Source organism: Staphylococcus sp. B1(2026) (assembly GCF_058895785.1).
On the sequence record NZ_JBZXTS010000035.1, the window covers coordinates 1 to 13,930 of the forward strand.

Annotated in this window: 13 protein-coding genes; 7 read left to right on the plus strand and 6 right to left on the minus strand. The window is 31.7% G+C overall.

Going from position 1 to position 13,930, the window contains the following annotated elements; translation table 11 throughout:
* Positions 1-31 precede the first annotated feature (31 nt).
* Positions 32-340: a DUF898 family protein gene (locus AC5EAH_RS06150; RefSeq protein ID WP_493493895.1), complete on the minus strand. Its 309-nt coding sequence runs from the start codon at positions 338-340 to the stop codon at positions 32-34.
* 156 nt (positions 341-496) lie between these two features.
* Between AC5EAH_RS06150 and AC5EAH_RS06155 the strand changes: the two genes are divergently transcribed.
* The 3 genes from AC5EAH_RS06155 (at position 497) to AC5EAH_RS06165 (ending at position 5,147) form a co-directional block, all read left to right on the plus strand.
* Positions 497-1,531 carry a 2,3-butanediol dehydrogenase gene (locus AC5EAH_RS06155; RefSeq protein WP_493493907.1) on the plus strand — a complete coding sequence of 345 codons (1,035 nt, stop codon included), beginning with the start codon at positions 497-499 and terminating at the stop codon, positions 1,529-1,531.
* Positions 1,532-1,678: 147 nt separating this feature from the next.
* Positions 1,679-3,463: an oligopeptide ABC transporter substrate-binding protein gene (locus tag AC5EAH_RS06160; RefSeq protein ID WP_493493896.1), complete on the plus strand. Its 1,785-nt coding sequence runs from the start codon at positions 1,679-1,681 to the stop codon at positions 3,461-3,463.
* Positions 3,464-3,527: 64 nt separating this feature from the next.
* Complete coding sequence (locus AC5EAH_RS06165; protein WP_493493897.1) at positions 3,528-5,147, plus strand: ATP-binding cassette domain-containing protein; 1,620 nt, start codon at positions 3,528-3,530, stop codon at positions 5,145-5,147.
* Here AC5EAH_RS06165 and AC5EAH_RS06170 read toward each other — a convergent pair whose 3' ends face one another.
* Both AC5EAH_RS06170 and AC5EAH_RS06175 read right to left on the minus strand, forming a co-directional pair.
* The gene (locus tag AC5EAH_RS06170) at positions 5,148-6,512 is read right to left on the minus strand and encodes an MATE family efflux transporter (RefSeq protein ID WP_493493898.1); all 1,365 of its coding nucleotides are present in this window, start codon (positions 6,510-6,512) and stop codon (positions 5,148-5,150) included. It lies immediately after the preceding gene.
* 111 nt (positions 6,513-6,623) lie between these two features.
* A complete protein-coding gene (locus AC5EAH_RS06175; protein WP_493493899.1) occupies positions 6,624-7,415 on the minus strand; it encodes a TraX family protein in 792 nt (263 codons plus the stop codon).
* 128 nt (positions 7,416-7,543) lie between these two features.
* Between AC5EAH_RS06175 and AC5EAH_RS06180 the strand changes: the two genes are divergently transcribed.
* Positions 7,544-7,834, plus strand: coding sequence for a nucleotide pyrophosphohydrolase (locus AC5EAH_RS06180; RefSeq protein WP_493493900.1), 291 nt, complete (start codon positions 7,544-7,546; stop codon positions 7,832-7,834).
* A gap of 381 nt (positions 7,835-8,215) precedes the next feature.
* A complete protein-coding gene (locus AC5EAH_RS06185; protein ID WP_493493901.1) occupies positions 8,216-8,797 on the plus strand; it encodes a type III toxin-antitoxin system ToxN/AbiQ family toxin in 582 nt (193 codons plus the stop codon).
* Between the two features lie 29 nt (positions 8,798-8,826).
* On the opposite strand, the gene AC5EAH_RS06190 is transcribed toward AC5EAH_RS06185, so the two are convergent.
* The 3 genes from AC5EAH_RS06190 to AC5EAH_RS06200 form a co-directional block, all read right to left on the minus strand.
* A complete protein-coding gene (locus AC5EAH_RS06190) occupies positions 8,827-9,093 on the minus strand; it encodes an RNA-binding S4 domain-containing protein (RefSeq protein WP_493493902.1) in 267 nt (88 codons plus the stop codon).
* The gene (locus AC5EAH_RS06195; protein ID WP_493493903.1) at positions 9,090-10,133 is read right to left on the minus strand and encodes a MazG nucleotide pyrophosphohydrolase domain-containing protein; all 1,044 of its coding nucleotides are present in this window, start codon (positions 10,131-10,133) and stop codon (positions 9,090-9,092) included. The genes AC5EAH_RS06190 and AC5EAH_RS06195 overlap by 4 nt, the downstream gene beginning before the upstream one ends.
* Before the next feature lie 110 nt (positions 10,134-10,243).
* Positions 10,244-10,585: an excalibur calcium-binding domain-containing protein gene (locus AC5EAH_RS06200; protein WP_493493904.1), complete on the minus strand. Its 342-nt coding sequence runs from the start codon at positions 10,583-10,585 to the stop codon at positions 10,244-10,246.
* A gap of 271 nt (positions 10,586-10,856) precedes the next feature.
* Here AC5EAH_RS06200 and guaB point away from each other — a divergent pair, with 271 nt between their 5' ends.
* Together guaB and guaA are read left to right on the plus strand one after the other, a co-directional pair.
* Complete coding sequence (guaB, locus tag AC5EAH_RS06205; RefSeq protein WP_493493905.1) at positions 10,857-12,320, plus strand: IMP dehydrogenase; 1,464 nt, start codon at positions 10,857-10,859, stop codon at positions 12,318-12,320.
* Between the two features lie 18 nt (positions 12,321-12,338).
* On the plus strand, positions 12,339-13,889 hold the full coding sequence (gene guaA / locus AC5EAH_RS06210) for a glutamine-hydrolyzing GMP synthase (protein ID WP_493493906.1): 1,551 nt from the start codon (positions 12,339-12,341) through the stop codon (positions 13,887-13,889).
* Positions 13,890-13,930: the final 41 nt, after the last annotated feature.

A 13,930-nucleotide genomic window follows, 5' to 3' on the forward strand; every position in this document is an offset into this window, starting at 1 on the left:
TGTCCACTTGACTGGTAGCAGTTCACTTTTTTTAATTTTCAAAAGTTGTATTTTCTGTTAACCATTGGTTTAATCGAACACTGGCTACGATTTTATAAATACCAAAAGTGATATAAATTAAAACTAAATATTTTAACCATGCTTTAAACAATACACGTGGGTCACCGTGAAATGATAGACGACGACCTTCAATAACTGTATGTTCTACTCGTGTTTTGTAAGAACTGCATAACACCCAAGGGTAAGCAATACCTAATGTTAAAATAATCATTAACTTTGATTTGATTTCATGAATAACATGTTCTTTTACAGTACCATCAAAATAACTATTCTTGTTCATTGTAAACTCCTTATTATTTAATTATTAATTTATTATAAGTGTAAAGATGAAATTGAGCAATAATTATGAAATGAAACTATTGAATTTATTTTATAAAGCGGTTACAATTATAATAGTAGTTATACTATAAATAATAGAGAGAGGTAAATAATGATGATGAAAGCAGCGAGATGGTACAAACAAAGAGATGTGCGTGTAGAAGATGTAGAAATAGCTGAAGTTAAATCCAGTGATGTTAAAATTGCTATTAAATATGCAGGTATTTGTGGTAGTGATTTACATGAATATCTTGGAGGACCTATTTTCATCCCAGTAGATAAAGAACACCCTTATTCAAAAGTAAAAGCACCTTTAACATTAGGACATGAATTTTGTGGTGAAATCGTAGAAGTTGGAGCTGATGTGACGAATGTTAAAGTCGGTGATCGTGTGACAGTAGAACCTATTTTAGCTAAAAATGGTCTAGCAGGTGATTATAATTTAGATCCGAATTTAGGGTTTGTAGGTTTAGCTTCTCATGGTGGTTTTGCTGAATATTGTGTGGTTGACTCATGTATTGTTCATAGATTACCAGATAGTGTAGATTATGAACAGGGTGCATTAACGGAACCAGCTGCAGTTGCTTTATATGCCGTGCGTAAGAGTAGTCTAAAAGCAGGTGATACGGCTGCAGTATTTGGATGTGGACCAATTGGTTTATTAGTTATTGAAGCTTTAAGAGCAGCAGGTGCCAGAAAAGTTTATGCGGTAGAATTATCACCAGAACGCCAAGCAAAAGCACGTGAATTAGGTGCTATTGTTGTAGATCCTGCACAAGTTGATACAGTGTCACATTTAAAAGCATTAACTAATGGTGGTGTAGATGTTTCATTTGAAGTAACAGGTGTACCAGTTGTATTAAATCAAGCTATTGAAGCAATTAAAAATGATGGTGAGTGTATTATTGTGAGTATTTGGGAGAGTGGTGCAACGATTCAACCAAATGAAATTGTTATTAAAGAAAAAACAGTCAAAGGAATTATTGCTTATCGTCATGTTTTCCCAGCAGTGTTAGATTTAATGGAACAAGGTTACTTCCCTAAAGATATTTTAGTAACTAAAAAAATTAAATTAGATGATATTGTAGAAGAAGGTTTCGAAGCATTAGTAAAAGAAAAAAACCATGTTAAAATTTTAGTATCACCAAAGTAATTATTAAAGAGCACAGACAGTAGCATACGTTTGTGCTTTTATTAAATAAAATTTATCTGAAAATTCATAATCTTAAGAGTTTGTGTTGATAAAGTTTAAAATATAGTGTAGAATATCATTATCTTATTGAAAAAGGAGTTTTGTGAAATGAAATTACAAAAAGGTATAAAATTAGCAACATTAAGTGCAGTTGCATTAACATTAGCAGCATGTGGCGGCGGTAAAGATGACAGTGCTAAAAAAGAAGCAGTTAAAGCAGATGCTTTACCAACAAAAGTGGAAAATACAAAAGAAGCAGTTAAAAATGGCACATTACAAGTCGCATTAGTTGCAGAATCGCCATTTAAAGGGGTTTTAAATCCAGTTTATTATGATGATAATTATGATGCAAGTTTGATGGGTCCTGTGGTAGAATCAGCTTTTGGTTATGATGAAAACTTTAAAATTGATGATTCAGGTGCTGCAACTTTAACTTTGGATAAAGATAAAAAAACAGCAACAATTAAATTTAAAGATAATGTTAATTGGTCTGATGGACAACCAGTAGGTGCAGATGACTATATTTATACGCTTGAAGTGATTGCTAATAAGGATTATCCAGGAGTCCGTTATGATGATGAAATTATTAATATTGTAGGTGCTGAAGAATTTCATGATGGTAAGGCAGATACAATTAGTGGATTGAAAAAAATTGATGATAAGACTGTAGAAATTACATTTAAAGAAATATCACCAGATATGAAAGCATCGGGTGGTGGTATTTGGGAATCTATTATTCCTAAACATTATTATCAAGATGTAGCCGTTAAAGATATCGGTGAAAATGATAAAACACGTAAAACACCACTTGGTTTTGGACCTTATAAAGTTAAGGCAATTGTACCAGGTGAATCAGTAGAATTTGAAGCTAATGAAAATTATTGGAAAGGTGCACCAAAAACTAAACGTATAGTCATTACACGTGTACCATCAGCGTCAATTAAAGAGGCGTTAAAAGCAGGTCAATACGATTTAGCTTTATCAGTTACAGGTGATCAATATAAAGAATTAAGTGATTTAGATAACACAACAATTTTGGGTAAACAAGAATTAGCTTATACTTATATTGCCTTTAATTTAGGTAAATGGAATGCTGATAAAGGTGAAGTTGAAATGGTGCCGGGTCGTAAAATGGATAATGTTAAATTACGTCAAGCCATTGGTTATGCAGTAGATAATGATGGTATTGGTCAAAAATTTTATCATGGTTTACGTTCAAATGCTTCAACATTGATTCCACCAGTATTTAAAGCGTATCATGATAGTAGTATCGAAGGTTATACATATAATCAAGAAAAAGCGAAACAATTGTTAGATGAAGCAGGTTATAAAGATACTGATGGCGATGGTTTACGTGAAGACCCACAAGGTAAGAAATTTACAATTACTTATGCTTCAATGGCAGGTAGTATTGGTGAAGAATTAACAAATTACCAATTACAATCTTGGAAAGATGTTGGTTTAGATGTACAATTATTAGATGGTCGCCTAACAGAATTTAATAGTTTCTATGAAAAATTAAAAGCGCATGATGAGAAAATCGATATGTACCAAGCTGCTTGGGGAACAGGTACTTCACCAAATCCGACAGGTTTATATGGTCGTAAAGCACAATTCAACTATGTTGGTTTCGCTTCAGACGAATTAGATAAAATTTTAGCAGATATTAATTCTAAAAAATCATTTGATGAAAAATTTGAAGCAGAAGCATATAAAAAATTCCAACAATATATGGTAGATCAAGCAGTCGTGATTCCATCATTATATCGTAATGAAATTTTACCAGTAAATAAACGTGTTAAAAATGCGAAATTTGGTCATGGTACAGAAAATGATTTCCAATATAATGAAGTCGAATTAACAGAAGAGGCACCAGTAAAAGCAGGTAAATAATATGTTGAAAATCGTGTGAACTTCAAGTTCACACGATTTTTTAATAAAATGAGGTGTAGTTTAGATGACAAAATTTTTGTTGAAACATAAATATCCTTTTATAACTATCGTACTACTGATTATATTTAGGCAATTATTTTTAATGTTTAGTAATTTGTTAAATGCTGATGCAATTACTGTATTAACTGAGCATAGTTTGGCTAATTTTATTAAAATAATGGGTTTGTTAGCTGTAGTCTGGATTTTTATTATTATCATTGATCGTATTGTGAAGGTTCGAGAAACAATTTTTTCACAAGATGTAGGTATCGATATAAAAAATGATATTGCGGCATCTTTAATTGCTTTAGATATTGAGAAGTATAAAAAGCAGTCATCAGGTGTTTATCAATCTTGGTTAAATAATGATATCCAAATTATTCAAGATAAAGGTATAAAAAGTATTTTTACATTAATATATCATTTATCAGGCATTATTTTTTCCATGGCGGCATTATTAACTTATCATTGGATGATTTCGATCATTACCCTATTAGGTACGATGTTATTAATTTACTTACCAAAATTATACAATAATAAAATACAAGATATAGGTAGACAAGTGACGGAGAGTAATGAACGATACGTTTCAGAAGTAGAAGAAAATGTATTAGGCTATGATACATTATTTTCATTAAATAGGTTAAGCACATTTGTTAGTAAATTAAATCACAGTAGCCAAAGTTTAAAAAATATTTTTGTTAAACAAGTTAAAATTGAAAGTAATTATTACGCATTGAATTTTGGATTAAATGTTCTTTTTCAAGTCATATTAATTTTTGTAACAGGTTATTTAGTGATTACTAAAGATTTAGAATTAGGTGCGATGGCTTCTGTAGGTATGTTTGCTAATCTAGTTTTTGAAGGCATGAGTCAAATAGGTTATCAAATGACAATGATTAATGGTACTCGCCCGATATTAACTAAATTTAACAATTTTATGGATGATAATCAGTCAACTTATCAAAATATAGAATTATCTAAATCACAAGTGATTTTTAATATAAAAGACTTAACATTTAACTATCAAGATAGAAATATATTTGAATCATTTAATTTAAAAATTATATCAGGAAAAAAATATTTAATTTCAGGAGAAAGTGGTAGTGGTAAATCTACACTATTTAAAATTTTAACAGGACAGTTAAGAAACTATGAAGGTACGATTACGTATTATGATGTTGATTTAAAAAAATTATCTTCTCAACAATTATTTGAAGCTATTAATTTTATTCCACAAAAACCTTTTTTATTTTCAGGTACGGTTAAAGACAATATGATTATTAGTGTAGAAAAAGAAGATCGTATTATTGAACATTATCTAGAAAAAGTAGGTTTTAACAATAGTGAGGAGCTTCTTTATCAAAATGTCGGCTTTCAAGGAGATAATTTATCAGGTGGTCAAAAACAAAAAATTATTATTGCACGTGCTTTATTAAATGATAAAAAAATAATATTGATAGATGAAGGTACTTCAGCCTTAGATAAAGATTCGGCTGAATATATCGAAAAATTATTATTAACAGATAAAAGTCTGACAGTGTTAATGATTAGTCACAGTACCAATCATCATATTGAACAATTATTTGATGATATTATTGAAATTAAAAATAATCGCGTGAAAAATCACGCGAAATTTAATTAATTATGCTTTTTTATGTTCTACTTCATTTTTGAATCTTGTGCTAACTTTAATTAATCGGAAGATTAACATAACACAACAGCTAAATAGTCCGACAATTAGGCCAATCCAATAACTGTATGGTCCAAAGTCACTTAAATAATCTATTAAGATAGCACCTGGCAAGCCGATAATCCAGTAACCGATTAATCCAATAATAAAAGGTGAAGTGGTATCTTTATAACCACGTAAAATACCTTGGATAGGTGCAGCTAAGGCATCAGATAGTTGGAATAATAAACTGAATGCTAAAAATGAACTGGTTAATTTAATAAATTCAGTGCCATCCCCATATAATCCAGCAACTTTATCACGGAAAATATATAAGAATGTTAAAGTAAATGCTGCAAAACCAAGTGCTGTTAAAATACCGATAAATGTATATTGTTTAATATCTTTAGGACGTTTAGCACCAACTTCAAATGAAATAACAATGGTCATCGCAATAGATACACTTAATGGAAAAGCAAAAACCATCATCGCAAAGTTCATTGCAGCTTGGTGTGCTGCTATAATCCCTGTTGAGAATTTAGCCATAAATAAACCAATACCTGCAAAGACAGCAACTTCAGCAAAAATTGAACCACCAATAGGTAAACCTAATTTAATTGCATTAAGGCAACGTGTTTTATCAAAAGCATTAAATTTCCAAAAATGATAAGGCTTTGTTTTACTATGAAAAGTGACGACAACTAATGCAATCACAAGTAATAGCCAATATGATAACGCCGTACCTAAACCAGCACCAGCACCACCCATTTCAGGAAACCCAGACTTACCATAAATTAATAAATAATTGAAAAAAGCATTAATAGGTAAAATTAACAACATTAAATACATTGATAGTCGGGTTAAACCTAGTGCGTCTAAGAACGAACGAAGCACACTAAATAAAAATAAAGGTAAAATACCAATAGATAAGCAAACCAAGTAATCAAAGGCAACCGTACGAACAGTAGGTTCTAAATGTAGTAAATCTAATATTGGATTAATAGCAAGGGCGCCTAAAATAAATAATATGGCAGATAAACCAAAAGAAATATAAATAAATTGGTGTAATTCTGATGAAATATTATGTTTTTCTTGTTTACCAAGATACTGCCCAACAATTGGTACTAAACCAACAATAATTCCATTTAGTAAAGTGAAAAAGGGGTTCCAAAGACTTCCAGCAATTGCGACACCTGCTAAATGAACAGTATTGTATTTTCCAGTCATGACAGTATCAATAAAGGTAGCTGAAAAATTAGCAAATTGATAAATTAATACGGGTAAAAAGATAAGACAGAACAGTTTCAGTTTATCTTGTAGTGATTTTGTTAAATGCATTGTATCCTCCTAAAATAATTATAATTTCTATATAGTATATGAGAAATAGATTAGGGTCAATTTTTTTGTTTGAAAATACGATTGTGCAACTGGACAGTCGTGTGATAATAATTAATGGTTAATATAAAAATAGGCTAATACATATAAAATAATGATATGTGTTGGATAAAAAATATAAAAGAAATATTTTGAACCTGTACCACGCAAGCCATTATATAAAGCGATAAGTGGTAATGAAAAGATCATCATCCATTGAATATTAGTTGATAATAAACCTGTAAAATTAAATCCTGTACTTAATAAAGCAACAATTGCTAGAGCAACATATTGTATTATACGTTGATTTCTAAAGAAATAGAAACTAGCTGCTAAAAATACAGCAATAAAGCCACCTTCAACTGTCAAATATGAAGGGAAAATTTGTATAAATAATGCGATGACACGCATAACGATAGGTGATGTATTTTCAGTAATGAATAAGAAGGGTAAAAAAGTAATAATAGGTAAGATTAAGATAAATATACCTTTTCCGATTTTTTTCTTCTTAAGTGAATCAAGGGCATACATGACTAATACAGCTAAGAACATTGTTGAAAACACATTATTCATTAATTGTATTTGTGGTTCAATAATAGGTAATAACATCATTGTTACATTCATTAACACTGTCATGATCCAACTTGCGTATAATAGACGCATAGCATATTTTTTACGATTACGTGTATGATAGTAGCCTTCAGCACACATAAATAAAAAGATAGGTAGGACTAAACGTCCTAGCATTGTCATCCATGTTAAATCAGCAGTGTAATAAAACATTTGATGAATATGGTCAAAAACCATTAATATAGCAGCAATATATTTTAATTGCATGCCAGTGAAACCTTGTTGTAGTAAATTCATTTGTTCTCCTTTAGTGGTTCTGTTAAAATATATAAAGAAGAGTGTAACGTAAATAACACAATAAAGCTAGCTGTATAAAAGTGTTATTTTAGATGGTATCTATCTTTATTATGAAAGGAAGCGTTAATATGTACGAAATTTCACAACAAATTAAACAATTTAGAGAACAACGCCACTGGCATGAAAGTGATACAGAACGTAATTTAGCTATTTCAATTTCTTTAGAAGCGGCAGAATTATTAGAAATTTATCAATGGCAAGAGAGTATTGATGATAAAGAAACACTAGAACATGTAAAAGAGGAAGTTGCGGATGTCTTAATTTATGCACTTGCATTTTGCCAACATTTAAACTTAGATCCAAAAGCCATTATAGAAGAAAAATTAGCTAAGAATGGCGAAAAATATCCAGTAGATTAATGCATCATGTTATTGATTGACAATGCGATTAAAAGAAAGGTATAATTTAATTAGTTACAATAAGTAACTAATTAAATTATACCTTTTTGATTATATGAGGTTTAAATTGAGGCGATCCGCTGCCTATATCCAAAGGTGGAGCTTAAATTGAGGCGATCCACTGCCTATATCCAAAGGTGGGGCTTAAATTGAGGTGATCCGCTGCCTATATCCAAAGGTGGAGCTTAACAAAGAAGGGTGTAACCCTTCTTTTAAATTTATGAAAAGGTAGTTTAATCATATGAAAATTATATTAAATGATACAAAATTTTATGAAATTANGAGCTTAACAAAGAAGGGTGTAACCCTTCTTTTAAATTTATGAAAAGGTAGTTTAATCATATGAAAATTATATTAAATGATACAAAATTTTATGAAATTAATTATGATTATGTGGCGTATTTATCTCAATTTGATAGTCAAGTTTATTGTCATCATAAATATCAATCATCTATCAAACCTTATATTGGAATGATTATTGGTTTATCAGATTATAAGTATTTTATACCTTTAACTTCAGCTAAAGAGAAACATATAAAACTTCCATTAAAATCTAGAGAACATTTGACTATTTATCGAGAAGTGATGTTAGATGACAATAAAGCTAATGCTATTTATTTACCTTATGATAAAATGGCAATCAAGAAAAAACAGATTATTGCTGTATTAGAAATTAAAAAAATGATTCCAGTCCATGAAGATTGTTATACAGAAATTAACATTAAGCAATTGCAGCTAGATTATCAATTATTATTAAATGAAGAATATTTATTTTGTAAACGACATAAGCAAGATATTGTTATGCGTGTTGAAAAATTATATTCAAAAAATAAAATGAAACAGTCTAGACCTATGCCATATGCTTGTGATTATTGTAAACTAGAAAAATATGCATATCATTTTAATAATAAACACCAACGATAGTTATTGTCATCGTTGGTGTTTTGTTTATGTTACCAATCACTTGGTATTTTTTCTTCGCTTAAGACTTTAAACATTTCACTAGCTTGTTCTTTTTTAGCATGTTCTTGAATTGATAAAACTTCTACTTTAATTGTGCGTTGTCCGAATTGGATCGTTATAATATCACCTGCTGTGACATCACTTCCTGCTTTGGCTACTTTATCATTAATCATTACACGTCCTTTTGAAGTGACTTCTTTGGCGATTGTACGACGTTTAATTAATCTTGATACTTTTAAATATTTATCTATTCTCATTGGGATTCTCCTTTTTTTATTTGTTGATAAATTTGTTGTACTTCTTCTAATGTTTTAGCTGTGCCTTGTCCAAAAACATGTGGATGGCGACGCCATAATTTTTCATTGGCACTTTGAATAATATCTTCTAAATTAAAGTAGCCAGCTTGTTCGCCTAAATGTGCTTGTAATAAAATATTATAAAGGACATCACCGAGTTCATCAATGATTTGGTTATCATCATCTTTTAAAATGGCTGTTTGTGCTTCATTGGCTTCTTCAATTAAATAGGGTGCTAAGCTATGTGCATCTTGAGCTTGATGCCATGGGCAATGTGTTTGTAATTGTGTAATGGTATTTTTTAATGTATTGAAATCACGTGCACTTGCTTGTGTTAATGGTGGGACGTAAACAGAACGTAAATTATCAATGGTTAAGTCAAAGTCCATTTCATATAGCGGACGTGTTTCTTTGGTAGCCTGACTAGAACCAGCTGCTGAAATGAGTGTAATTGGATGATCGTCAGGATAGTTGTCCATTAAAGTCAATTTAACTTCACCTGCGACAAAGTCATCATAGACTTGTGCAATAATTAAATGTTGATAAGGATTAATAGCAGTGCTTTGTAAATCAGTACCATCTAATAACTGAAAGCCATCAATCGGATCAATGTGTAGCGCAGTAAACATCGCATCAATAAAACTATGGCCACCACCTGCAATAAATTGAATTTGTTCAGGATATAATTCAATTAAACGTTTGACGGTATACTCAGCAACCAAAGCATGTCCAGGCACAACATAGACAATGGCTTGTTGTTTTGCTAGATTAATAAGTTGTTGAACAATTGTTTCGTAGACATTATGAAAGTCATCATTTGACTCGTAAATATGATCAAAACTTTGGTAGGTCATTCCTTGTTGATGTAATGTTTTGACAACAGGATGATCAACTGTTCTTAAATAAATAGGGTCTGTTGTTGTTAATAAAAATTGTTGAGTAGCTTGAGAAATTTGTGTAGCATCTCCAGCACCTAAACCAACGATATGAATTGTATGCATGATACTATCCTTTCTGTAAATAATAATCATTATATCATTAAATATATGAGGTAGATATGAAAATAAGAAAACGTCAGAAAATTTTTAACATTATTTTCTGACGTTTTGATTTATTTTACAGCACTTGTTTGTGGTAATGTTTTTTGAATTGTAACAGGTGTTTCATCTGTTGATTTAGTTTCTTCTTTCACTGTAGGCTGTGATTCAGTAACTTGAGTTTCAGTTTTTTGATCTTCTGTTGATTGTGGTTCAGTAGGTTGTTCAACGCGTGGACGAAATAAACCTTCTGTATCATTTACTAATTCACAAGCAACACCATCATGGTCATGATCTAAATTTTTACTATAACCATATTCATCTTCACGTATATCTGAATAACCTGCTTGCCAAGCTTCAGCACATTTACTAAATACAGCGGCGTATACTTCGTGAGTAGGTGTATTCGTCATCATCATACAGATACCCTTGCAATTACTTTTGAGATTTTGTTCATAATAAATAGCCTCCTAATAATATGTTATATTAAATATTTTATCATTTTATATAGTAAAAAGACTGAAAATAATTTTAATGTATTTTAATGAGTAACTTTGTTGGTTTAAGGATTTGTTAGTGGCAAATATGATTTTATTTTTCTTTATTAATTTATCTGTTACTTGAAAAATGTACGTTTTTCATATAGTATTATAGACAATTATAAAATTATAAGGAGGAACTAAATTCATGTGGGAAACTAAGTTTGCAAAAGAGGGTTTAACATTTGATGATGTGTTATTAATTCCGAGAGAATCTCATGTTTTACCTAATCAAGTCAGTTTATCAGTTGCGATGACACCAACATTAAAACTAAATATTCCAATTATTTCAGCGGGTATGGATACTGTAACAGAATCTAAAATGGCGATTGCGATGGCACGTCAAGGTGGTTTAGGTGTTATTCATAAAAATATGACAATTGCACAACAAGCAGAAGAAGTACAAAAAGTAAAACGTTCAGAAAACGGTGTTATTACAGATCCTTTCTTTTTAACACCAGATAAAACAGTTGCTGATGCAGAAGATTTAATGCAAAAATATCGTATTTCAGGTGTACCGATTGTGAGTGATATGAATAATCCACAATTAGTTGGTATTTTAACGAATCGTGATTTGCGTTTTTTAACAGATTATACATTGCGTATTGAAGAAGTCATGACAAAAGAAAATCTTGTAACAGCACCAGTCGGTACAACTTTAGAACAGGCTGAGAAAGTTTTACAAGTACATCGTATTGAAAAATTACCTTTAGTTGATGAAAACAATATGTTAAAAGGTTTAATTACAATTAAAGATATTGAAAAAGTGGTTGAATTCCCACATGCAGCCAAAGATGAATTAGGTCGTTTATTAGTTGCAGCTGCTGTTGGTACATCTAAAGATACTTTAGATCGTGCTGCTGCATTAATTAGAGCAGGTGTTGATGCCATTGTTGTAGATACAGCACATGGTCATTCAGCAGGTGTGATTAATACAGTTAAAGCTTTACGTGATAATTACCCACAATTAAATATTATTGCTGGTAATGTTGCAACTGGTGAAGCAACACGTGCATTATTTGAAGCGGGTGCTGATATTGTAAAGGTAGGTATTGGTCCAGGTTCTATTTGTACAACACGTGTTGTTGCTGGTGTGGGTGTTCCTCAAATTACAGCGGTTTATGATTGTGCAACTGTTGCGCGTGAGTTTGGTAAAGCAATTATCGCAGATGGTGGTATTAAATATTCTGGTGATATTGTTAAAGCATTAGCTGCGGGTGGTCATGCGGTGATGTTAGGTTCAATGTTAGCAGGTACAGATGAATCACCGGGTGAATTTGAAATTTACCAAGGTCGTCGTTTTAAAACTTATCGTGGTATGGGTTCATTAGCTGCAATGGAAAAAGGTTCAAAAGATCGTTACTTCCAAGAAGATAATAAAAAATTCGTACCAGAAGGTATTGAAGGACGTACGCCTTATAAAGGTTCATTAGAAGATACAGTTTATCAATTATTAGGTGGTGTGCGTTCAGGTATGGGTTACACAGGTTGTGCGAACTTAGAACAATTACGTGAACATGCGCAATTTGTTAGAATGACAGGTGCAGGATTAAAAGAATCTCACCCACATGATGTTCAAATTACTAAAGAAGCCCCTAACTATTCACTTTAATTTAAGAAAGGAAATCCTATGTCAGCCAATCCATTCAATCAAGAATTTATTTTAGTATTAGATTTCGGTTCACAATATAATCAATTAATTACACGTCGTATTCGTGAATTTGGTGTGTATTCAGAATTACATGATCATGAAATGTCAATTGACGAGATTAAAGCTTTAAATCCTAAAGGTATTATCTTATCAGGTGGGCCTAATTCAGTTTATGAAGAAAATTCATTTACAGTATCAGATGAATTATTCGAATTAGGTATTCCAGTACTAGGTATTTGCTATGGTATGCAATTAATGCAACATAAATTAGGTGGTAAAGTAGAAGCAGCCAATTCGCGTGAATATGGTGAAGCGACGTTAAATATTAAACATGAAAACACAAACTTATTTGCCAATACACCTTTAGCACAAACTGTGTTAATGAGTCACTCAGACAAAGTTGTAGAAATTGCACCAGGTTTTGAAGTCGTTGCGACATCAGAAAATTGTCCAGTTGCAGCAGTAGAAAATAAAGAACGTCATTTCTATGCTGTACAATTCCATCCAGAAGTACGTCATTCAGTTTATGGTACAGACATCTTAAAAAACTTTGTTCGTGGTGTTTGTGACTGTAAAGGTGAATGGACAATGAAGAGTTTCATTGAACAAGAAACGAAGAAAATTCAAGCACAAGTTGGCAATCAAAAAGTATTATGTGCTTTATCAGGTGGTGTTGACTCATCAGTTGTTGCTGCCTTATTACATCACGCTATCGGCGACCAATTAATTTGTATGTTTGTAGATCATGGTCTATTACGTAAAGGTGAAGCGGAAAGCGTTATGAAAACATTTGGTGAGCAAATGGACATTAATTTAATCAAAATTGATGCCCGTGAACGCTTCTTAAACAAATTAGCAGGCGTAGCCGATCCAGAACAAAAACGTAAAATCATCGGTAATGAATTCATCTATACATTTGATGAAGAAGTATCTAAACTATCAAATATCCCATGGTTAGCTCAAGGTACACTTTATACAGATGTCATCGAATCAGGTACAAAAACAGCTCAAACAATTAAATCTCACCATAATGTTGGTGGTTTACCAGAAGACATGCAATTTAAGCTAATCGAACCATTAAACACATTATTTAAAGATGAAGTACGTGCTTTAGGTACAGAATTAGGCTTACCAGATGAAATCGTATGGCGTCAACCATTCCCAGGACCAGGTTTAGGTATTCGTGTCTTAGGTGAAATTACAGAAGAAAAATTAGAAATCGTTAGAGAATCAGATGCCATCTTACGCGAAGTCATTAAAGAACGCGGACTAGAATCACAAATCTGGCAATACTTCACAGCTTTACCAGATATCCGTTCAGTAGGTGTGATGGGAGATGTACGTACATATGATTACACAGTAGCCGTACGTGCCGTTACATCAATTGATGGTATGACAGCAAGTTGGGCACATATCCCATTTGAAGTATTAGAAGAAATCTCAGCACGCATCGTTAACGAAGTTGCCCACGTTAACCGTGTCGTATACGATATTACAAGTAAACCCCCAGCAACGATAGAGTGGGAGTAGGGGAAGAATAAATAAGAAGGGGCTGGGAAAAAACTAGCCTA